The sequence below is a fragment of the Acidovorax temperans genome (assembly GCF_006716905.1).
Lineage (GTDB): Bacteria > Pseudomonadota > Gammaproteobacteria > Burkholderiales > Burkholderiaceae_C > Acidovorax > Acidovorax temperans.
On sequence record NZ_VFPV01000002.1, the window covers coordinates 402,964 to 424,352 of the forward strand.

Consider the following 21,389-nt stretch of genomic DNA (forward strand, 5'->3'; position numbering starts at 1 on the left):
CCTTTGTGAATGGTGTGCCCGTGCTGGTGCGTGGGCTGGGGGCTCTGGCATGAAGCCAGGCCTGTCCCTGCGGGTTTCGCAGCATCTGGCACTGACCCCCCAGCTACAGCAATCCATACGGCTGCTGCAATTGTCCACGCTGGAGCTGGGCCAGGAAGTCGAGCAGATGCTCGACGAAAATCCTTTTCTCGAACGCGCCACCGACGAAGCGCCGCGCGAGGAGTTTGGCCTGGAGCATGCCAATGCCCCCGCCCAAGCTGATGAACACAGCGCCGATGATGCTATCTATTCAGGAGCTAGTAGCGCTTCATCCACCGGGGCTGAAGGCGATTTTGATGCTTCATCAGATGCCGACCACAGCAGCAGCGCCGCCGAGGAGCCCGACTGGAGCGGCGACGGTATGGTGGAGATGGCGCCCAACGACAGCGAGTGGGGTGGCGACGCCCCGCCCCGCACCCGCAACGACACCGAAGGCGATGAGGCCGACGCGACCGAGTTGGCGCGTTCGCAAGAGTCCCTCACTGCCTTCCTGCACCGCCAGGCCTTGGCGCTGCGCCTGTCCGAAGTGGACAGCGCTGCTCTGCGCTTCCTGATCGAATCGCTCAACGACGACGGCTACCTGGAAGAGTCGCTGCAGGAGCTGGCCATTGCGTTGGCGGGCCCTGACGACCTGGAGCAGATCGACGAGCTGGTGCACCGCTTCACTGTGGCCCAGCGCCTGCTGCAAACCCTGGAACCCGTGGGCGTGGGTGCCCGCAACCTGGCCGAGTGCCTCACGCTGCAGCTCAGCGCCCTGGCGGCCGACGCAGACAGCACCGTGCCACCTGACGTGGTGCAGACCGCACTGCAAATCTGCAGGCAGCCGCTGGAAATGCTGGCCCGCCGCGACGTGCGCCGCCTCACCCAGGCGTGTACCGAAGGCGGTGCTGCGGGCGAAGAGCGCACCCGCGCCGCCATGGCCCTGATTGCCCGGCTGGAACCCCGCCCCGGGCGGCGCTTTGTGGATGTGGAGCGCAACATCATCATCCCCGATGTGATCGTGCGCAAAGCCGGGCGCAGCAACGGCACCAGCGGGCAGCAGAATTTCATCGTCTCGCTCAACCCCGATGTGATGCCGCGCCTGCGCGTGCACGACATCTACGCTGGCGCCCTGCGCGGCGGCAAAGGGAGCAAGGGCGGCGAAGGCCACGCGGGACTGCAGCAGCGCCTGCAGGAGGCGCGCTGGTTCATCAAGAACATCCAGCAGCGGTTCGACACCATCCTGCGCGTCTCGCGCGCCATCGTCGAGCGGCAAAAGAGCTTCTTCACCCATGGCGAGCTGGCCATGCGCCCGCTGGTGCTGCGCGACATTGCCGACGAGCTGGGCCTGCACGAATCCACCATCAGCCGCGTGACCACGGCCAAGTACATGGCCACGCCCATCGGCACGTACGAGCTCAAGTATTTCTTCGGCTCGGGCCTTGGCACCGAAACCGGGGGCAACGCCTCCAGCACGGCCGTGCGCGCGCTCATCAAACAGTTCGTGGCTGCTGAAAGCCCCACCAAGCCCTTGTCCGACAGCCAGCTGGCCGAGATGCTCAAGGAGCAAGGCATTGAATGCGCCCGCCGCACCGTGGCCAAATACCGCGAAGCGCTCAAGATTGCGCCGGCCAATTTGCGCAAGGCGTTGTAGCTGGCCCCGCCGCTGCAGCGCCCGTGCCAGGGCCTGCGGGCCTTGGCAGTGCGCCTGCCTTGCGTACCATGCACCGGCACCACCAGAGGTACCCCCTATGAACCAACTCCAACTTTTTCTCCCCTGCGCCGCTGGTGTCGAGGGCTTTCTGGCCGACGAGGTGCACGGCATCACCGGCCTCACGGGCAACGACCTGCTGGTGGGGCGCGGTGGCGTGCTGCTGCGCAGCTCCTGGCGCCAGGCGCTGCAGTTGAATCTGCACAGCCGCCTGGCCCAGCGCGTGCTGGTGCAACTGGCGCACCGCATGTACCGCTCTGAAAACGATTTGTACGCCCTGGCCAGCGACGTGGCCTGGGAGATCTGGTTCACCACGCGCCAGAGCTTCAAGATCGAGGTCACAGCCCAGCACAGCCCGCTGCAAAGCCTGAACTTCGCTGCCCTCAAGGTCAAGGACGCAGTGGCCGACCGCTTCCGCGCCAAGACCGGCGTGCGCCCCGATGTGAACACCCAGTGGCCCGACGTGCGCATCCACATGCACCTGACCACGGACGAAGCCACGCTGTACATCGATACCAGTGGCGAGCCGCTGTTCAAGCGCGGCTGGCGCGAGGACAAGGGCGACGCCCCCCTGAAGGAAACCCTGGCCGCCGCCATGATCGCTGCCAGCGGCTGGGACCCGCACGGCGAGCACCCCCAGCCCCTGTACGACCCCTGCTGCGGCAGCGGCACCATCGTGGTCGAGGCCGCGCAGATCGCCTGCCGCATTCCCGCCGGCATGTTGCGCCGCTTTGCGTTTGAAAAGCTGCTGCCGTTCCAGGCACACGTCTGGACTGCTATCAAAAACGAAGCTGATAGCGCAATCTGTGAAAGCCCTGTACCCATTTTTGGCAGTGATGTGGCCCACCGCATGGTGGACTTTGCCCAGCGCAACGCCGAGCGTGCGGGCGTGGCCGGTGCTGTGCAGCTCCGCGGTGGCGATGCCCTGCAGCGCATGCCGCCGTGCGAGCAGCCCGGTGTGATGCTGCTGAACCCGCCCTACGGCGAGCGCATTGCCGCCGCCGGTACTGCCGGGCGCAACGCCAACGAACGTGCCGCCGAGCGTGCCCTGGGCGCCAGCGTGGGCCGCGAGGCCGCGCACACCGACGATGGTGGCGAATTCTTCGCCCAACTGGCCACGCACTGGAAAAAGAACTACAGCGGCTGGACGGCCTGGATGCTCACGCCCGACCTCAAGCTGCCCAGCAAGATGCGCCTGAAAGAATCGCGCCGCGTGCCGATGTGGAACGGCCCCATCGAATGCCGCATGTTCCGCTTCGACATGGTCAAGGGCACCCTGCGTGAGCGCCCGAACAAGGCCGAGGGCGGCGGGGCGCAGCATGCAGGTTGAGCTGCACCTGCCCGCCGAAGGCGTGCCAGGCGCACCTGCGCGCCCGGTGGTGGTGGACACCAACGTGGCGCTGGATCTGCTGATCTTCAGCGACCCGCGCACCGCCCCGCTGCGCGCCCTGCTGGCCCAGGGGCGCCTGGACTGGATTGCCACGCAGGTCATGCGCGATGAGCTGGAGCGGGTGCTGGCCTACCCGCACATCGTTTCGCGCATGGACTTCTACCGCGTGGATGCGGCGCAGGTGCTGGCCGCCTTTGACGCACAGGCCCGGCTGGTGGACATTGCCCCCCGCGTGGCCTACGTGTGCAAGGATGCGGACGACCAGAAATTCATCGACCTGGCCGCCGCACACCGCGCCATCTTGCTGAGCAAAGACAAGGCCGTGATCTGCATGCGCAAGCGCCTCCTGACGCTGGATGCCCACGTGGCCACCGCGCTGGTGCTGGACGAAAGCGTGGCCGCAGCCGCTGCTTGAAAGCCGCAGCCGCAGTGGGGGCCAGGCGGCTTTGCTCCGAACCGTTCCCTTTATTCGTCGAAGCTGAAGTCGGCTGCCGCCACCAGTTGCCAGGCCCCGTCGCCCTTGAGCTGCAGCACCTGCGTGTGGTGCCGCAGCACGGCAGGGCGGTGTGCAATGCTCACCAGCGCCATGCCCGTGGCGCGCAGGCGTTCATACAGCGCCGCCTCGTTGGCGCTGTCCAGCGCGCTCGTGGCCTCGTCCAGGATGACGATGCGGGGCGTGCGGGCCAGTACCCGTGCAAAAGCCAGGCGCTGCTGCTCGCCGGTGGACAGCAGCTTTTCCCAGTCGTGCGATGCATTGAGCCCACCCACGCGTTCAGCCAGCGAGCCCAGCTGCACCTCATCCAGCAGTTCTAGCAACTGGTCGTCAGTCAGCTCTGTGGCCTGGCTGGGATAGATGATCTGGCTGCGCAGGGTGTCGGGCTGCAGGTAGGGGCGCTGCGGCAGGAAGAACATATCTGCCAGGGGCGGGTGCTGCACGGTGCCCTGGCCGGTGCGCCACAGCCCTGCCATCGCGCGCAGCAGCGAGCTTTTGCCGCAGCCGCTGGGGCCGGTGATGAGCAGGGCGTCTCCGGCGGCCAGGGTGAGGGACAGATCCTGCACCAGCAGACGACCAAACTGCGGCGTGTGCAGCGTCAGCCCCTCCAGGGCCAGGGTGTCGCCCTCGCGGGTGATGATCTGGGCGCCATCGTGGGGTGCCGGGGCTGCGTCCTCGCTGGTGGGCGGCTCCGCCCAGGGCGTCGGTGCCGCAGGTGTTTTGAGCACGACCTGCGACAGGGCGTGCAGGCGGTCAATCCCGGCAACGAAGCGGCTGAGGCTTTCGAAGTTGTCCACGATCAGTGACACAGCGGCCAGCACCGCCGCAAAAGCGCCCGCCGCCTGGATGGCGCGCCCCACCTCCAGCTCGCCACTGAGCACGTCGTTGGCCAGGATGATGGCAGGCAGCACCAGCGTGAGCTGGCTGAACCCGCGCTGGTACAGGTTGAGTGAGCGCTGCTTCTTGATCAGCTTGGCAAAGTTGCTGAACACGGCTTCAAACCGTTGGTTGAGCTGGGCGCGCTCCTGGGGCTCGCCCCGGTAGAAGGCGATGGACTCGGCGTTTTCTCGCAGGCGCATCAAGCCGAAGCGGAAGTCGGCCTCGCGCCGGATCTGCCAGAAATTGAGCCGGATGAGTGGCGCACCGAACAGGTACAGCGCGCCAAAGGTGCCCAGCAGTGCGTACACCGCCAAAAACGCCACCAGCGTGTGCGAGATGGACCACAGCACCGCGCTGAACGCGACCAGCTGCATCAGCGACCCCAGGAAGATGAGCAGGAAGTGCGTGGAGCGGCCAGTGAAGGTGTTGATGTCTTCGCTGATGCGCTGGTCGGGGTTGTCGATGTCCCGGGCGTTGCCGATGTCGTAGTACTAGCGCTCGTTCAGGTAGCCATCCAGAAAACGGTGCGTGAGCCAGCGGCGCCAGTGGTTGGAGAACGCATCGCGCATGTAGTAGTAGAAGGCGTACACCGGCACCGCCACTGCCACCACCATCAGGCTGGCGCGCACCGCGCTCCAGAAGCGGTCCACCTGCTTGGCGGCCAGGGCCGATGTGAGTTCACCGGTCTTGTCGATCAGCATCACGGCGAGCTGGGTCTCCAGCACCATCAGGCCAACCAGCAGGGCCAGCAGCCCCCAGGCCATGCGTTTCTGGTCGCCCAGCCAGTAGGGGCGAGCAACGCTCATGAACTGCTTCCAGGCAGACCAGGAGAGCGTGGGCGGGCGTCGGCGACGGGCTTTTGGGGTGGGTTGCGGCGCAGCTACAGGGGCAGCCGCCGTGTCGGTCAGGGCTGTCGCAGGAGTGGTGTCTGGCATATAACGGTAGAAAAATAAGGGTGCGAAGCAGCTGGCTGAACCATAGGGGATGCGCCCACCCCGCACCTGTCAGCCAAAGCCGACACGGCAGCTCAGACCGGCGCGCGTACCGAGTCTGGCCTTTTGCCTTTTCGCTTTTGCTCCCGATGTTTCTGCCCTGGCTGCAGGCGCCCACAGGGTGCGCTGCCGTGGGCGCATGTCAGGGGCGCAGCAAATCGTACGCCGTCCGCACCCGCTGCACATCACGCCCCAGCTTGCGGCTTTGGGGCAGGTGGCGGGCAAAACGCATGCGGTGCATGGTCTGCTCCATCACCTCTTGCAGCGCCGGGCCACGGGCCTGTAGCCACTGCGCCCACAGCGGGCGGGCATCTTCCAGCGCGCCGCACTGGCGCAGGTAGATGGCGGTGGAATGGGCGTAGCACAGTGCATCGCGGCCATGGCACAGCGGCAGGGGCAGCACGGCCGTGGGGTCGTCTTCAAAGTCGATGTAGCCCACTACGCCGTCGGGGCAGCGCACCAGGTTGCGGGCAAAGGCCTGGCTCAGGCAGGTGCCCTGGTTGTGCACCAGTTCAATGGCACGCAGCCCTTGCAGCCACAGGCGCAGCACGGCCTCGGGGCCTGCGGGCACGGCGGCCTCGATCTCGTTACCGAGCGAGGGCGTCTGTTCTGCCGGCCGCCCCAGGTGGCGCATGATGAAACCGTCTTCCTGCGCTGCCAGCACGGTGGGCACGCGCAGCCCGCGTGCGGCCAGATCGCGCAGCCGCTGCACTTCGGTGGCAATGGCCGTGTGGCCGCCCAGGTTGGGCACCGGGATCAGCACCGGCAGACCAAACAGCGTGGCCAGCGCACCCAGCACCCGGTAGCGCGCCATGCCATGGGGCGTGTTGGCTTTTTTCACCCACACCTGCTCATCGCCCAGGCGGTAACTGGCCACGTTGAACTGCTGCACGGCCAGCTGGCGGGCCAGGTAGGCGGCATAGTCCACAGGCGGCTGGGGCGCGTCAGCGGGCGGGGTGATGGTGGGCAAATTCATGAAAGCGCAGGGCACGGCTGCACCACGGTGCGGGCCTGAAAACGGGGGCACAGGCTCTTTGAAAAGGTTCTCAGGGCACCGGTGGGCAAGGGCGCTATTGTGCCGCTGTCGCGGCCGTGGGCTGGCCGTGGGGTGGGCTGCCGGATAAACTCGCGGCCTCGGCGCTGCGCCACAACCGCTGGCGCGCCTGCAAGGCCCAGCGCACCCCGCCTGCCCCTTCGCCCTATCGGAGCCCACCCATGAATCCCACCGAATCCACTGCGCCCCAGGGCGATGCTGAACTGACTGCCACTTCCTCGGCTGCCGCCCCCGCCCTGGGCTTGACGGCTGCCGAGTTGGAAGAACTCGACAACCTGCTGGACGACCTGCGCACGCGCGGCGAGGAAATTCCGCAGTGGGAGTTCTGCGATGGCTTCATGACGGCCGTGATCTGCAGCCGCCGCCCCATCGCCCCCGCCGAATACCTGCCCATGCTGCTGGGCGATGGCGCCGAGCTGGAAGTGGCCGAAGGCGAGCCGCTGCCGCTGCTTCCCGCCTTTGCCGATGCTGCCCAGCAAGCGCGCTTTCTGGAGCTGTGGGACCGCCGCTGGAACGAGATCGTCACCCAGCTCGACACCGACGTGAAGACGCTGGACGACGAGCGCACCTTCCAGCCCGAAGCGATGGACATGCGCGGCGCCGTGGCCAGCCTGCCTGAGGCCGAGCGCGCTGAAATGGAAGGCCAGGAAATCCCCTCCTTCGGCCAGGTGTGGGCTCTTGGGTTCATGTTCGCGGTGGAAAACTGGCCCGAAGACTGGGCCGCCCCGCGCGACAAGGAAGCCGCCCAGTGGCTGGACGATGCGCTCGACAGCATCGTCGCGCTGACCGAAGACGACACCGGCAAGCCCGAAGTCTGCATGTACAACGAAGACGGCCCACCCAGCACCAGCCAGGCGCGTGTGGAAGCCTTCGGCGAAGCCATCTGGGCCGTGTACGACCTGCGCCAGCTGTGGAAGAGCATGGGCCCGCGTGTGGAAACCTTGCGCAAGGCCCCCGAGCCCGGCCGCAACGATCCTTGCCACTGCGGCAGCGGCAAGAAGTACAAGAAGTGCCACGGGGCATAACCTCTGGTACTACATTTTTGATAGCTGGTTGCGCTTGTAGCCAGTGCGCGGGAGGCTGATAGGCCCGCGCTTTTCTCTCAGCCTCCTGTTGCCAGGGGCGCTACGGCTGTCCGTCGAACGTGTCGATGTCTTCTGGCAAGGTGACCCACGCAAGGCGGCGCCGCGTCCAGATCTGGCGCTGCGGCGTGCCCAGCTCGTGCCTTTGCGTGATGGTTCCGAGCCGCAGGGAATAGGTCTGCGGATTGTCCGCCGCGCAGGCATACAGTGCGCTTCCGCAGACGTCGCAGAAGGCCAGCACACGCCGGTTGCCGCTGGCCGCCGTCTTGATGTACGTGCGGGGTGTGCCGCGGGTGAGCCGAAAGCCTGCCGCCGGGGCCGGGATGTTGGTACGAAAGGCGGAGCCGGAATGCGCTTAGCAATCCGTGCAATGGCACACCGTCGCAGTGCCAGGGTCCACCTGCGCTTCGTAGGCGATTGCGCCGCAATGGCATTGGCCTTGCACCTGCATGGCACCTCCTTGTGCGTGGGTCGTGTTCGCCAGCTGGTGCAGGTTCAGGCTTGCGCCAGAAACTTCTTCAAGTTCCCCGCTGCGGTGTTGCGCACCTTGCGCTTGAGTGAGGGCGACCAGCCCAGCAGCAGCCCCGGCGCACCCAGTGCCTGCCGCGCCCAGCGCCAGAAGTTGAAACGGTCGCGGTGGGTGGCGATCAGTCCTTCGGGTGTGAAGGTGAAGGTGCCGTCGATGATGTTGTGCACCTTGCGTCCGGTGGCGCTGAAGAGGTAGTGCGCCTCCCAGTGCGCCTTGCCGCTTTTGGCATCGGCTTCGATGCCGCTGAACTCCAGCTTCCAGTGCTCGGCGGCGCCGGGCTTCTTTGTGGCAGTGCACAGCATGCGCCACATGCCGCCCACCTGGTCGCGGCCTTTCAGCGAAAACGCTTCGTCCTCAAACGTAGCGTCGGGTGCATAGCAGGCCGCCATGGTGGCATGGTCGAGCTGGGCAAAGGCGGTGTAGAAGCGTTGCAGGGTCTGGGCGTTGGGGTGCATGCGGTCTCCTCCTGAATGTGGGGGGGCATGCTACCCGCAGCGCGGCGGCTGCAGTGCCGCCTGGGCGACGTTGCCTGTGTTTGTCTGGATGACTTTCCGTTGAATTAGCGGGGTGCATGCGGGGGTGTTTGCAATAGGGCCTGCAACCGCGCGCACGCCCAGGCCAGTGTCTGCTGGCGCACAGCGGCGCGGTCGCCGTCAAAGCGGCGGGTGGCGGTGGTGATGGTGCCGTTCACGTTCCAGCCAAACCACACGGTGCCCACGGGCTTGTCGGCAGTACCGCCGGTGGGGCCCGCAATACCGGTGACGGCCACGGCCGCTTGCGCGCGGGAATGGGCGACGGCGCCCAGGGCCATGGCGCGGGCCACGGGTTCGCTCACGGCGCCGTGGGTGGCGATCAGCCCGGCAGGCACGCCCAGCAGTTCGGTCTTGGCCTCGTTGGAATAGGTGACGAAGCCGCGCTCAAACCATTGGCTGGAGCCCGCCAGGTCGGTGCAGGCGGCGGCGATCATGCCGCCGGTGCAGCTTTCGGCGGTGGCCAGCATCCAGCCACGGGCCAGCAGGGTGGTGGAGATTTGAATCAAATCGGCCTCCAGCGCCTGATTGGTAAGCGCTGGCAGCTCACTTTTTGATAGTGATTGGGCGGTGGTGGGTGCTGCGGGGTTCATGCGAAGAACCTCCACAGTGCAATCACCAGCAGCGTGCAGAAGGCGGCCACAAAGTCATCAAACAGAATGCCCCAGCCACCGCGCCAGCCAAAGCCTTTGAACAGGCTGTCAGCCCATCCCACGGGGCCGGGCTTGGCGGCGTCAAAAAAGCGGAACAGGGCAAAGGCCACGATCTGGCCCATGAGGCCCATGGGCATGGCCAGCCACAGCACGAGCCAGAAGGCCACGATTTCGTCCCACACGATGGCGCCGGGGTCGGCCACGCGCAGGTTGCGGGCCGTGGTGGTGCAGGCCCACCAGCCCACCAGCGCGCCGCCTGCAATCAGCAGGCCCATTTGCGCAGCACTGAGCCAGGGCATGAGCACCAGGAACGACATCCAGCCCCACAGCGTGCCCACGGTGCCGGGGGCGAACGGCGAGAGGCCGGAGCCAAAGCCCAGCGCAATGGCGTGGGCCGGGTGCGCCAGCATGAAGGCGGCGCTGGCGCGCCGGGGGGCGGCCACGCCAGGGGCTGCTGCTGCAGAAGTCGGGGAAGCGAAGGTCATTGGCGTTCCTGTACGTCCAGGTCTTTGGGGTAGCGGATGGTGTGTTCTGCGCTGAACTGCGCAGTGGCCCCGGCAGCCAGCGGCTGCTGCCAGGCCACGGTGCCAGGGTTGCGGTTCCAGGCCAGGTCGGTGGGCTGGGGCTGGTAGCGCGATTCCACCTCGATCTTCTCGTTGCGCGACTGGGGTGCGGCGTGCAGCACCTGCAGCGTGACGGGGGTTTTGTGGCGGTTTTCCACGGTGTAGGCGCGGCGGGTGCGGCGCTCCACGCGCGAGCCGGTGAAGCCTGCGCTGCCGGTCAAATCCTGCACGGGCTCGGCGCGCACGGTCACCAGCTCATCGCGCCCAAAGGCCAGGCTGCTGGTGCCATTGGCGCTGGTGGCCGCGGCAAAGTCGATGCGGCCCGTGCCCACAAAGGCGCCGTCGCGGTACAGGTTGGCATTGCCCACCGGCCACACGCCCGGGGGCGGGGCCAGCTCAGCCACCAGATAGGCGGCTTCTTCCATGGCAGGCACGGTACGCGTGACGAGGGTGGCAGGCGCGGTGTAGCTGCCCAGGGCCAGCGTCACGCGCTGGCCGTTGGAGGGCACGGTGATGCGCTGAGGCACGGCAAATTCGGTGGCAAAGGCCTTGTCGGTGCTGGTCACTTCAAAGCTGGGCAGGGCGTTTTCGGCCAGGTTGCGGCGTGCCAGGGGTGATGCGGGGGCAGGGGCTGCCATGGCCATGGCGGGCACCGGCGCGGCCTTGGGGGTGGGCGGTGCAATGTCCAGCGTCCACGGCCGGGGCAGGCGGCCCTGGGTGGCGCGGCCGGGCTGGCCGGTGGAGAGGGTGAGCTGCACGTTGCTCCAGTCCTCGCCACTGTTTTGCGCCACCAGGGCCTGGCGTTCCAGCAGTACGCTGGGTTTGGCGGCGTCCAGCGTGGCGCGGTAGGTGGGTTGCCAGCCGGTGCCGCGCACCTGGTAAGACAGGCGCAGCTCGGCCTCGCGGTCGGTGGCCAGCGTCACGGTGACGGAGACAACCTGCGCGCGCTGGCTGGAGGTGCGTTCGCGATCTGCGGCCAGGGGCTTCAGCGCCAGCTCCAGTGCCTCTTGCTTGCGCTGCAACTGGTGCGCGCGGGTTTGCGATTCGTGCGCCGACTTGCGCAGCGCGTCGGCGGTGGCGGCGATCTGTGCGGGTGTGGCTGCTTGCAGGCGGCCGCCAGGCGTTTCGGTGCCAGCACCTGCGGTAGCCACGCTCTTCAGGTAGCCGTCCACCAGTTGCAGCGAGGCGGCTTCGGCCTTCACGGCAGCGATCTGGTCTTCCAGCTCGCGGATGCGGCCGTCCAGCGGGCTGGCGCAGGCGGCCACCATGTCGCGGTCTTCGGTGCGCACATTGAATTCGCCCACGCGCACGGCGGCGTCGGCGTTGATCTGCAGGCTTTGCGCATCGAGCGACGCAGGCAGGCAACCCAGCGTGATGCTGCGCGCACCGGCGGGCACCTTGGCCACGCGTTCCACTGTGGCGCTGCCGGGGTACACGGTGACGCGGGCAATCCGCGAAGTCACTGGCGAGGCAGTGTCTTGCGCCAGGGCCGGGCTGGCGGCAGCCACCCAGGCAGCGGCCAGCGCAACGGCGGTGGTGGATGCAAGAGGGCGCAGGGATGGCTTCACGGTGGGGCTCCGGTAGCGCAGCGCAGGGCGTGCGGGGTGTTGGGGTGGGCGAATCCTAGCAGCGTGAGGGGGCGGCGCTGCCCATCTTTACGGCTTGTTTATGTTGGGTTAAGGCGCCCTTCATCCCCCAGGGCTATCGTGAGAAGTCTCATAAAACAAATACAGGGTCGATGATGAAGAAGGTTCTGGGAAGCACGCTGGCGCTGGCGGTGTTGTTGTGGGCGATGACGGTGCCGTGGCAAGACCCGGCCATGAATGTCTGGTGGTGGCGCAACCAAATCCTGCTGCTCACCGGGCTGGGGGCCTGGGCGCTGATGTCGCTCATCATGGTGCTGTCGCTGCGCCCGGTGTGGCTGGAGCGGCCGCTTGGCGGCATGGACAAGATCTACCGCCTGCACAAGTGGGCGGGCATTGGCGCCATCGTGCTGTCGCTGCTGCATTACGGCACGCAGCTGTCCAAAGACCTGCTGATCACGCTGGTGGGCCGCCCGGTGCGGGGGCCGCGCGCGGACTGGTGGCTCAACACCTTCCGCCACCTGGCGGAAGACATGGGCGAGTGGGCGGTATGGTTCCTGGCCGCCATGCTGGTCATCACGCTGTGGCAGCGCTTTCCGTACCACGTCTGGCGCTATCTGCACAAACTGCTGGCTGGGGTGTACCTGGTGCTGGCGTTTCATGCGGTGGTGCTGGTGCCGCCCGCCTGGTGGGCGCAGCCTGCAGGCGCCTTTGTGGCCGTGGCCTCGCTGGTGGGGGTGCTGTGCGCAGTGCGTTCGCTGGCCGGGCGCATTGGCGGCAGCCGCCGCCATGCGGCCCAGGTGGTGGATGTGCAGGTGCACCCCAGTGGCGTGGTCGAGCTGGAATGCCAGGTGCAGGGCGCCTGGAAGCATCGGGCCGGGCAGTTTGTGTTCTTGACGTTGCAGGCGGGCGAGGGGCACCACCCCTTCACGCTGGTCAACGCCGATACCGGCGACGGCCGCCTGCGCTTTGCCATCAAGGCGCTGGGCGACTACACCGCGCGACTGGCGCAGCAGGTGGCCGTGGGCCAGCAGGTGTGGGTGGAAGGGCCGTACGGGCGATTCGACTTCCGCCAGGACCGTGCCCCCGAGCAGGTGTGGGTGGCCGCAGGCATTGGCGCCACGCCGTTTGTGGCCTGGCTGGAATCGCTGGTGGCCAACCCGGCCCAGGCCCCGGTGGTGCAACTGCACTACTGCGTGCGCAACGCCCAAGAGGCCGTGTTTGCCGAGCGCATGCAGCAGCTGTGCGCGCAATTGCCCAGCGTGACGCTGCACATCCACCACAGCGACGTCACCGGGAAGGTGGCCGCCGATGCGCTGCTGGCCAGCGCCGGGCCCCAGGCCAGCGTGTGGTTCTGCGGGCCGCAGGGCTTTGGCCAGGCGCTGCGCGACACCATGCAGCGCCTGGGGCGCAGGCAAGGGCGCTTTCACCAGGAGCTGTTTCAGATGCGCTGAGCGGGGCGCCTTCTTCCGGGGCGCTCCCACAGGGCGCTCTGGCTGTCAGGCGAAGTGGTCAAACGATGCGAAACGGTGCTGCACCGGCTGGCCCTGTGCATCCACCAGCCGCAAGCCCGGTGCAGCTTCCACCTGACCAATGCAGGTCACAGCGGTCTGGCTTTGCGCAGCAGCGGCGGCCACGGCGGCGCGGTGCTGGGGCGGGGCGGTGAACAGCAGTTCGTAGTCGTCACCCCCCGCCAGGGTGCATTGCTGCAGAAGTTTTTGGTCAAATTGGCCTGTAGCGCTTGATGGGTAAGCGCTAGCAGCTATCAATTTGATAGTTTCATCGGTGCGGATGCTGGCGCCTACGCTAGACGCTTTGAGGATGTGCCCAAAGTCGCCCAGCAGGCCGTCGCTCACGTCCATGGCGCTGCTGGCAATGCCGCGCAGCGCCAGGCCCAGCGCCACACGGGGCGTGGGGCGCTCCAGCCGCTGGCAGGCCTGGGCCAATAGCTCGTCAGGTAGTTGGATGTGGCCCAGCAGGGCTTCCAGTGCCAGGCGTGCATCGCCCAGCGTGCCGCTCACGTAGATGTCGTCGCCCGCGCGCGCGCCGCTGCGCAGCAGCGCCTGGCCCGCAGGCACCTCGCCAAACACGGTAATGCAAATGTTCAGGGGCCCCTGCGTGGTGTCACCGCCCACCAGCTCGCAGCCGTGTGCATCGGCCAGCGCCAGCAAGCCTTTGGAAAAGCCAGCCAGCCAGGCTTCATCGACCCGTGGCAGCGCCAGCGCCAGCGTGAAGGCCAGCGGCTTGGCCCCACAGGCGGCCAGGTCCGACAGGTTGACGGCCAGGGCCTTGTGGCCCAGGGCCTCGGGGTCCACATCGGCAAAGAAGTGGCGGCCTTCGACCAGCATGTCGCTGCTGATGGCCAGTTGCATGCCGGGGCGCGGGGCCAGCAAGGCGCAGTCGTCGCCCACGCCCAAGGCGGCGTGGCGAACGGGGCGCGTGAAGTAGCGCGCAATCAGGTCAAATTCACCCATGGCCTGATTGTCGGCGGGTTGAGGTGGCCTGCTCAGACAGGTGCGCCGCGAAAGCGCTGCGCTGCCTGGCGGCTGACCTCGGCCAGCAACTGTTCCTGGCGCTGGCGGTCGCGCAGCCAGCGGGCGTCGTTTTGGCCGGCCTGGGTGTCGGTGCGCAGCAGGTGCAGGGCGTTCGAGGCGCCATGCGCCGCAGCGTGGCCGGCGATCTTGTCCATGGTCATCAGGATGTGCTCGCGCAGCGGCATGTGGTCGCCCGTGGCGGGGTCCACGTACACCGCCTCCATGCCGAAGCGGCAGGCCTGGAAGCGGTTGTAGGTGTAGACGAGGTAGTCGTCTTCCTGCGGCATGAAGGGCTCGTCGGCCAGGAACCAGGCGCCCAGCGACTGCACGTAGCCGGCCAGGGCGGCGGCCCGTTCGATGGTGAGCGGGGTGTCGAACACGCGGATCTCGATGGTGCCGAACTCGGGCTTGGGGCGAATGTCCCAATAGAAGTCCTTCATGCTCTTCACCACCCCGGTGCGGGTCATCTTGTCGAAGTAGGCGGTGAAGTCTTCCCAGGTCAGCGCAAACGGTGCGCGGCCCGACAGCGGGAAGGCAAATACCGAGTTGAGCCGCGCCGAGTCAAAGGCGGTGTCTTGCCCCTGCACGTAGGGGCTGGAGGCCGACAGCGCGATGAAGTGCGGGATGTAGCGGCTCATGCGGTGCAGCATGAGCAGGGCCGCGTTGGCGCTGGGGCAGCCAATGTGCACGTGCTGGCCAAAGATGGTGAACTGCTTGGAGAGGTAGCCATACAGCTCCGACAGCTCGCGGAAGCGCGGCTTGTCATAGATACGGCGCTCATGCCACTGCTGGAAGGGGTGCGTGCCACCGCCCACCACGGCGATGTTGAGCTTGTCGGCGCTTTTGACCAGCGCATCGCGGATGGGGGTGAGCTGGCCCACCACTTCGCTGGCCGAGTGGCAGATGCCGGTGGAGATTTCGATCATGCTGTTCGTCATCTCGGGCACCACGCTGCCGGGCAGCGGGGTTTTCTTCATCAGGCGCAGCATGTCTTCCGCATACGGGGCAAGGTCGTAGTCGTTGGTGTTGACCAGCTGCAACTCCAGCTCGACGCCCAGCGTCAGCGGCTCGGAATGGTGGAAGGCTTCAAGACTCATTCGATTCTCCGTTGCGGCCACCGCGCAGCAGCGGTGCCCAGGGTTTCGAGCTTTCGCCCGCACGGTAGATGGCCACGGTGGCAATCACGGCGCCCAGCACTTCCATCAGCAAGATGGCGGGCAGCGCCACGCTGGCAATCTGGTAGCCGGTGGAGGGCGAAGCCACCACAAACTGCGATGCAATCAGCAGCGCGATGGAGGACATGGGCGTCATCGCGCAGCCCGCCCACAGCGCCTGGCGCCAGCTGGCGCCGCTGCCCACGTTGCCCAGGCCCACGCCAACGGCTTTGGCGATCAGGCGCGCAGCAATCAGAGCCAGCACGGCGCCGGCCACGGGGCCGCTCCAGTCTGCCTGCGCGGCCACGGTGGACACCAGTACAAACATCAGCATGGTCAGCAGCGATGAGGCGTTGCCCAGCTGCCGTGGCCAGGCCCAGGGCCGGGGGTTCAATTGCTTAAGCAAGATGCCCGCCAGCAGCGCTGCCAGCGGCGCCGAGCCGCCCATGTGCGAGGCCACGGTGGAGCCCGCGGCGATGAGCGTGAGCAGCAGCATCGAGGTGTTTTCGCTGGTGGGGCTCATGAAGCGCAGTGCAGTGCGCAGCACCAGCGTGAGCACGGCCGCGACCAGAATGGACACGCCCAGCACCACCACGGCGGGCGAAATCGCATCCAGCAAGGTGGCGCTTTGCCGGTTCATCTGCTCGGACCAGGCGGAGCCCAGCGTCAGCGCGTACAGCGTGGACAACGTGGCCAGCACCACGGCGCGTTCCGTCACCGGCCCGGCGGCCCGGGTGTCGGCCACCACGCGTGTCAGCACGGCGGGCGAAGCGGCCAGCGCCACCAAGGCCAGCGGCCCGGCCACCTGGGTGGGCTGATCCAGCCACAACAGCACCGCATACACGGCAAAGTACGTCAGGGCCGACTCGGCAATGCTTTGCACCAGCACCATGGGGTTGTGGCGGAACCACCGCAGCGAGATACGGCCACCGCATTCAAACAGCACCAGCGCAATGCCCAGCTCCAGCAGGAACAGGCCAATGCCCTGCAAAGGCCACACCGCGCCGCTGAAGCCGGCCAGCCCGGCGGCCGTGCCTACCAGCGAATAGCCCAGCACCTTGGGCAGACCGGTGTGGCGCTGGATGAGGTAGCCCGCCATGGCAGCAACCGCCAGCAGCAGTGACCACTGCACGGTGGGCAGTCCCGCCGATGGCCTGAGCCACTGGGCCCAAAAACTCATAAGTTCATTCATGTGGTGGTGACCTCGGGTGGAAACGGGCCTGCGGCCCGGAGGTGGAACAAAACGCCCGGTGCCTTGGTGCGCCCATTGCAGTGCAAGCGGGGCGCTGCACCTGCGGAGCATGCATGGGCTGGGCGAGCGGTGGTGCATCCAGCGCGGCGGCTGGCGTTTGTGCGACCCCCGGCAAGCCCTGCAGGCTCATGTCCTGCAAAAGGGTTCGGTGACAGGCAGGCTGGGGGCAAAAACTGCACACGGGCCAACGAGCCAACAGGACTCTGGGACGAGTCTGCGACCGAACGCAGGGGGCGCTCAACCACCCGACCGTACCAGATACCCGCCGCGCGGATCAACCGCTCTTTGCATCAGCAAAGGTCAGCGGCGCATTCAAGCAACTCCCTTCAGAGCGTTCACAGAGACGTTTTTTGACGTACCGCCAGACTCTACGGGTTGCAACAGGATGTGTGTGTAGGACAGTTTCGTCTGTCGCCACCGGTGTCCTGGCGGTGTCAAAACGCGCGGGCACGCAGAGAAGACTCTCAGGCAGCCCGTGCGCGTTCAGGTCGGAAAAAGCTCAACGGTGCGCTGCGCAGGCGGGCCCGGATCGCTGCATAAATGCGCGAGCGCTCCACGCCGCTGACGTTGCGGGCGCGCATGGCCAGATTGAATGCCAGGTAGAAGCTCACACCCACGTTGAACGCCCCCAGCAAGGGCAACGTGGCAACTGCCCACCAGAAGCCGGGCTGGTGCAATACATCCAGCCCTAGCGTGGCGCAGGCAGCGGCAATCTGGCCCGCCGACAAGGTGACATGGCGCACATCCAGCCCCAGGCCGAAGAAGGTGGCAATCACGGGTACCAGGCCCAGCATGAACCCCAGTGAAATGTTGGCCGCAAAGCCCGAGATGTTCTCGCGCAGGAAGTGCGCCCAGCGCGCCGCGCGCGCAGTGCCCAGCAGGCGGGTGATGCGTGGGTTGTATTGAATGGCCGAGTCCATGCGCGCCAGCACGAACCAGTTTTCCGTCCACCCGGCAATGATGCTGGAGGCAAACAGCAGCACGCCTGTGAAGGCAGCAAAAAACACCGATGGGCCCAGCAGGTGCAGCGACTCCAGCACATGCAGCGCCTGCTTTTCCGAGATGGGCGGTGTGCCCAGGGTGTGGAGCATGAGCAGTGCAATGCCCAGCACCACAGGCATCACCACCAGCACGTTGCCCAGCACTGCGGCTACCTGCGATCGCACCAGATGGGTGATCTCGTCCACAAACGACTCGATGGCGTCGCCGCAGCCCAGTTCTTTGAGCTTGGCCGCCATGGCCGGGGCGGTCATGGCTGGCTGCTTGGTGGCCACCGTGAAATGCAGCAACTGCACCAGCACAAAGCTCACTGCATAGTTCACACCCGCCCAGAAGCCCGCCCAGAAGGCCGACAGCGCCAGGGCATACAAGCCAAACTTGATCAGCGTGGTGAACGCAATCACCAGCCCGCCGCCCGCTGCCTTGTGGACCATGGAGCGGTATTCGGCTGGCGTGCGGGTGATGTAGTGCTCGCCGGTTTCTGCGCTGCGCTCGGCCACCTTGGCCGCGACCAGCGAGGAGTTGGAGGCGAACAGCGCGCGCAGACTGCGCCGCTCCTGGCCCACCTGCACCAGCGAAGACATCAGCCGGGCGGCCGCCAGGGCGGGCTTGGGCGACAGCAGGCAGTCGAGCAGCAGCCGCACGCGCACGATGCGCTCGCGCAGCTGGCGCAGGCGGAACACCAGCCCGACGGAGATGCCGTTGTCTTCAAAGTGCGTGTACACCGTGGCCGTGGCGGCGCGGCAGGCCTCCAGCCGCTCACGCAGGCGCTGAGCGGCTTCGTTGAGCCGGTCGGGGGTGCGCAAGGCGTGAAGCACTTCCACGCGCAGGCTCTCCACGTCGCGGATCAGCGCATGGAAGGGCTGGGCTTCGCGCGCTTCTTCACTCATGCGAAGGCGCAGTTCCGGGGCAAACCCGGTCGAGAGGATTTGTCCCGCGCAGTAGGTGATGGCGTTGAGCAGCGCGTGGCGCCACAGCGAGATGCCGCTTTCCTCGCCCGGCGGCACCAGCAGGGCGGCCAGGCGGTTGAGCTGTGCTTCGTCCAGCGCGGCCATCCATTGCGCGTCAAATTCATGGGGCACTGCCAGCACGAACAGTTCAGACGCATCGATCGTGTCCGGCGTGCCCGGCAGCCACTTGGTGCGCAGGCGCGCCGCCAGCTCGCTCACAAAAGCGGTGCGTGGCGCAAAGCCGAAGTCGGCCAGCAAGGTGGTGATATCTACCGTGTCCACCAGCTGCGCCCACCAAGCCTGCAGGCGCGCGCGCAGCTCTGGCCGGGCTTCGACCGCATCCAGAAAAAGCTGCAGTCTGGCCGTGGCGCCGGGCACGGAGTCGCGATCGCCGCGCACCCATTCCAGCAAATGGATGAGCCAGAGGTGGCGGTGGGGAAGGTCGGCCTCGGGGTCCAGTTCCGCCAGCAGGCGCGCCAGGTCGGTGGGGCGGCTCAATGCAGTACCCTTCCGTTCAGGGGCTCGCCTGTGGGGCCGTGGTGAATGGCTTCCAGCACAAACAGGGGAACGGGCGTGGCGAAAGGCTCGCCGTCTTCGGCCACGCAGTGGAATGTGCCGTGCATGGTGCCGCTGGCCGTGCGCAGGCGGCACCCGCTGGTGTACTGGAAGGCCTCACCCGGCTTGAGCAGGGGCTGTTGCCCCACCACGCCCAGGCCTTTGACCTCTTCGGTGTGGCCGCGGGCGTCACTGATGATCCAGTGCCGCGAAATCAGCTGGCCGGGGGCGTCGCCCGTGTTGGTGATGGTGATGGTGTAGGCGAAGGCAAACACCTCGCGTTCTGGCTCCGATTCCTCGGGCAGGTATTCGGGCAGAACTTCCACCGCAAACTGGTACTTTGGCATGGGCCGAATGGTAACCGTGCGGGGTGTGAGCGCGTGCCTCTGGGCGGGGCAAAACCCCGCAGCGTTCCAGCTTTGCGACAATCGGGGGATGAGCCGCACCTTCCAAATCGCCCCCTCCATCCTCTCTGCCGACTTTGCCCGCTTGGGCGAAGAAGTGCGCAATGTCATTGCCGCTGGCGCCGACTGGATCCACTTCGACGTGATGGACAACCATTACGTGCCCAACCTCACTTTCGGCCCCATGGTGTGCCAGGCCCTCAAGCCCCACGCCAAAACGCCAGCGGGTGTGGCCGTGCCGATTGATGTGCACCTGATGATCCAGCCGGTGGACGCGCTGGCCGCCGCGTTTGCCGACGCTGGCGCGGACTACATCAGCTTCCACCCCGATGCCTCGGGCCACGTGCACCGCAGCATCCAGGCCATCCGCTCCAAGGGCGTGAAGCCCGGTCTGGTGTTCAACCCTGCCGAGCCGCTGGATGTGCTGGACTGGGTGATTGACGACATCGACCTCATCCTCATCATGAGCGTGAACCCCGGCTTTGGTGGCCAGAGCTTCATCGACTCGGCCCTGCGCAAGATCGAAGCCGTGCGCAAGCGCATCGACGCTTCGGGCAAGGACATCCGCCTGGAAGTGGATGGCGGCATCAAGGCCGACAACATTCGCCGCGTGGCCGATGCCGGTGCTGACACCTTTGTGGCGGGTAGCGCGATTTTCGGCAAGCCGGACTACAAGTCGGTGATCGACGCCATGCGCGTTCAGCTGGCCTGACGCACCCAAACGAGCTGCGGGGGGCTGTAGTAGCCCCCGCTTTCGCTCGGGCGCCGAGCCTGCCCTCGCCGTGCCAGAGTTCAGCGCGGCTCGTAGGTGGTGGTGACGGATTCGCGCAGCAACCCGCCGCCTGCGACGGAGCCACTGGCGGTGGACTCCAGCCGACGCACACATTCCGCCTGGTCGGCGGCCTCCTGAAAAACCTTGCAGCGCTCACGGGCGTTGGCCTCAGCGGCGGTGCCGGGGCTGCTCAACTGGCCTCTGGCCGCCGCATCGCGTGCGGCGCTGGCTTCGCGCAGGCAGGTGGCCTGGGAGTCCTGTGTGTTTTGGGTCATGCAGGCGCGCCGTTCTTCTTCGTAGCGGGCGCGGGCGTCATTCGCGGGCTGGGCCAGGGCGGTGGCGCAGGCCAAGGCGGCTGCCATGGTGCAGGTTGATGTCAAAAATGCTGTGCGTTTCATGGATATTCCTTGCGATAAGCCAGGGAAATGAAGGCAAAGCATAAAAGCCTGAGCGGCCGGGCATTGTCAGACGAGGCCTGCCCTGGGCGTACGCGGCGGGGCGCCGTGGCGTGCTGGCGCTGGTCTATATTCAGGCGCTTTCATCGCTGTGCTGGCGCCTTTCCGCCCCTTCTTCCTGTGAACCTGAATACCCTGAACCCCAGCGGCGTAGACGCCGTCATCGTCGATCTGGATGGCACCATGGTGGACACCATGGGTGACTTCAACGAAGCATTGAACCGCATGTTGCGCGATCTGAGCCTGCCTGCCATTGCCGCCGATCAGGTCGAGAGCATGGTGGGCAAGGGCTCGGAGCATTTGCTGCGTTCAGTGCTAAAACACGTTCTAGCGCCCGTGGATCAAGCGCAAGCAGCTATCAAAATTGAAGCTTTGTTTCCGCAGGCCTGGGCCCGCTACCAGCACCACTACCTGGAAATCAACGGCAGCCATTCGGCCGTGTACCCCGGCGTGGTGCAGGGGCTGCAAGCCTTGCAGGGGGCGGGCCTGCCGCTGGCTTGCCTGACCAACAAGCCGCTGGCGTTCGCTCAGCCACTGCTCCAGGCCAAAGGCCTGGATGGTTTTTTTGCACGCGTGTTTGGCGGCGACAGCTTTGAGCGCAAAAAGCCCGACCCGCTGCCCCTGGTCAAGACCTGCGAAGCGCTGGGCACCTCCGCCGCGCGCACGCTGATGCTGGGCGACTCCAGCAATGACGCGCAGGCAGCACGCGCCGCCGGTTGCCCGGTGGTGCTGGTGACCTATGGCTACAACCACGGCCAGCCGGTGCGCCATGTGGACGCCGACGGGTACGTCGATTCGCTGGAACAAGTGGGGCAGTGGCTGGCCCGCCGGTGACGC

General features: G+C 66.6%; 18 protein-coding genes and 2 pseudogenes. 7 read left to right on the forward strand and 13 right to left on the reverse strand.

Translation table 11 applies throughout. The features are described 5' to 3' along the window. The first annotated feature begins 49 nt into the window (after positions 1-49). The 3 genes from rpoN to BDD18_RS09935 all read left to right on the forward strand — a co-directional run bounded on the left by rpoN (position 50) and on the right by BDD18_RS09935 (position 3,534). Positions 50-1,672 (forward strand): RNA polymerase factor sigma-54, encoded by a 1,623-nt coding sequence (gene rpoN, locus BDD18_RS09925; RefSeq protein ID WP_142083001.1) that lies wholly within the window; start codon positions 50-52, stop codon positions 1,670-1,672. Positions 1,673-1,769: 97 nt separating this feature from the next. Then, complete coding sequence (locus BDD18_RS09930; protein ID WP_044396408.1) at positions 1,770-3,059, forward strand: THUMP domain-containing class I SAM-dependent RNA methyltransferase; 1,290 nt, start codon at positions 1,770-1,772, stop codon at positions 3,057-3,059. Next, on the forward strand, positions 3,049-3,534 hold the full coding sequence (locus BDD18_RS09935; protein ID WP_142083003.1) for a putative toxin-antitoxin system toxin component, PIN family: 486 nt from the start codon (positions 3,049-3,051) through the stop codon (positions 3,532-3,534). The genes BDD18_RS09930 and BDD18_RS09935 overlap by 11 nt, the downstream gene beginning before the upstream one ends. A gap of 50 nt (positions 3,535-3,584) precedes the next feature. Here BDD18_RS09935 and BDD18_RS09940 read toward each other — a convergent pair. Beyond that, positions 3,585-5,297 (reverse strand): annotated as a pseudogene (locus BDD18_RS09940) (ABC transporter ATP-binding protein/permease). Positions 5,298-5,625: 328 nt separating this feature from the next. After that, on the reverse strand, positions 5,626-6,459 hold the full coding sequence (locus BDD18_RS09945; RefSeq protein WP_066691044.1) for a hypothetical protein: 834 nt from the start codon (positions 6,457-6,459) through the stop codon (positions 5,626-5,628). 239 nt (positions 6,460-6,698) lie between these two features. Here BDD18_RS09945 and BDD18_RS09950 point away from each other — a divergent pair, with 239 nt between their 5' ends. Next, the gene (locus BDD18_RS09950) at positions 6,699-7,562 is read left to right on the forward strand and encodes a UPF0149 family protein (protein WP_244939053.1); all 864 of its coding nucleotides are present in this window, start codon (positions 6,699-6,701) and stop codon (positions 7,560-7,562) included. Positions 7,563-7,662: 100 nt separating this feature from the next. Here BDD18_RS09950 and BDD18_RS09955 read toward each other — a convergent pair. The 5 genes and pseudogenes from BDD18_RS09955 to BDD18_RS09975 all read right to left on the reverse strand — a co-directional run bounded on the left by BDD18_RS09955 (position 7,663) and on the right by BDD18_RS09975 (position 11,462). Beyond that, positions 7,663-8,070, reverse strand: a pseudogene (locus BDD18_RS09955) (GFA family protein). Positions 8,071-8,114: 44 nt separating this feature from the next. Continuing rightward, a complete protein-coding gene (locus BDD18_RS09960) occupies positions 8,115-8,603 on the reverse strand; it encodes a nuclear transport factor 2 family protein (protein WP_142083005.1) in 489 nt (162 codons plus the stop codon). A gap of 104 nt (positions 8,604-8,707) precedes the next feature. Continuing rightward, a complete protein-coding gene (locus BDD18_RS09965; RefSeq protein ID WP_142083006.1) occupies positions 8,708-9,271 on the reverse strand; it encodes a CinA family protein in 564 nt (187 codons plus the stop codon). Continuing rightward, entirely contained in the window at positions 9,268-9,816 is a 549-nt protein-coding gene (locus tag BDD18_RS09970) for a phosphatidylglycerophosphatase A family protein (protein WP_142083008.1), read from the reverse strand. Before BDD18_RS09970 ends, BDD18_RS09965 begins: the two co-directional genes overlap by 4 nt. Then, on the reverse strand, positions 9,813-11,462 hold the full coding sequence (locus BDD18_RS09975; protein WP_244939054.1) for a DUF4139 domain-containing protein: 1,650 nt from the start codon (positions 11,460-11,462) through the stop codon (positions 9,813-9,815). The genes BDD18_RS09970 and BDD18_RS09975 overlap by 4 nt, the downstream gene beginning before the upstream one ends. A gap of 173 nt (positions 11,463-11,635) precedes the next feature. Here BDD18_RS09975 and BDD18_RS09980 point away from each other — a divergent pair, with 173 nt between their 5' ends. Continuing rightward, on the forward strand, positions 11,636-12,931 hold the full coding sequence (locus BDD18_RS09980) for a ferredoxin reductase family protein (protein ID WP_142083010.1): 1,296 nt from the start codon (positions 11,636-11,638) through the stop codon (positions 12,929-12,931). Positions 12,932-12,976: 45 nt separating this feature from the next. Here the strand turns inward: BDD18_RS09980 and thiL are convergent, their stop codons facing one another. The 5 genes from thiL to apaG form a co-directional block, all read right to left on the reverse strand. After that, the gene (gene thiL / locus BDD18_RS09985) at positions 12,977-13,951 is read right to left on the reverse strand and encodes a thiamine-phosphate kinase (protein WP_142083011.1); all 975 of its coding nucleotides are present in this window, start codon (positions 13,949-13,951) and stop codon (positions 12,977-12,979) included. Between the two features lie 32 nt (positions 13,952-13,983). Next, complete coding sequence (locus tag BDD18_RS09990; RefSeq protein ID WP_044396431.1) at positions 13,984-15,108, reverse strand: YbdK family carboxylate-amine ligase; 1,125 nt, start codon at positions 15,106-15,108, stop codon at positions 13,984-13,986. Next, positions 15,098-16,357: a cation:proton antiporter gene (locus BDD18_RS09995; RefSeq protein WP_142083013.1), complete on the reverse strand. Its 1,260-nt coding sequence runs from the start codon at positions 16,355-16,357 to the stop codon at positions 15,098-15,100. The genes BDD18_RS09990 and BDD18_RS09995 overlap by 11 nt, the downstream gene beginning before the upstream one ends. A 524-nt stretch (positions 16,358-16,881) precedes the next feature. Then, positions 16,882-18,864, reverse strand: a complete 1,983-nt coding sequence (locus BDD18_RS10000; protein ID WP_142083015.1) for a site-specific recombinase — start codon at positions 18,862-18,864, stop codon at positions 16,882-16,884. Further along, a complete protein-coding gene (apaG, locus tag BDD18_RS10005) occupies positions 18,861-19,268 on the reverse strand; it encodes a Co2+/Mg2+ efflux protein ApaG (protein ID WP_066695398.1) in 408 nt (135 codons plus the stop codon). The genes BDD18_RS10000 and apaG overlap by 4 nt, the downstream gene beginning before the upstream one ends. Positions 19,269-19,356: 88 nt before the next feature. Here apaG and rpe point away from each other — a divergent pair, with 88 nt between their 5' ends. Beyond that, positions 19,357-20,037: a ribulose-phosphate 3-epimerase gene (gene rpe / locus BDD18_RS10010; RefSeq protein ID WP_066695396.1), complete on the forward strand. Its 681-nt coding sequence runs from the start codon at positions 19,357-19,359 to the stop codon at positions 20,035-20,037. An 80-nt stretch (positions 20,038-20,117) separates the two neighbouring features. Here the strand turns inward: rpe and BDD18_RS10015 are convergent, their stop codons facing one another. Further along, on the reverse strand, positions 20,118-20,495 hold the full coding sequence (locus tag BDD18_RS10015; protein ID WP_142083017.1) for a hypothetical protein: 378 nt from the start codon (positions 20,493-20,495) through the stop codon (positions 20,118-20,120). Positions 20,496-20,672: 177 nt separating this feature from the next. On the opposite strand from BDD18_RS10015, the gene BDD18_RS10020 reads away from it, so the two are divergent. After that, entirely contained in the window at positions 20,673-21,386 is a 714-nt protein-coding gene (locus BDD18_RS10020) for a phosphoglycolate phosphatase (RefSeq protein ID WP_276490574.1), read from the forward strand. Positions 21,387-21,389 lie beyond the last annotated feature (3 nt).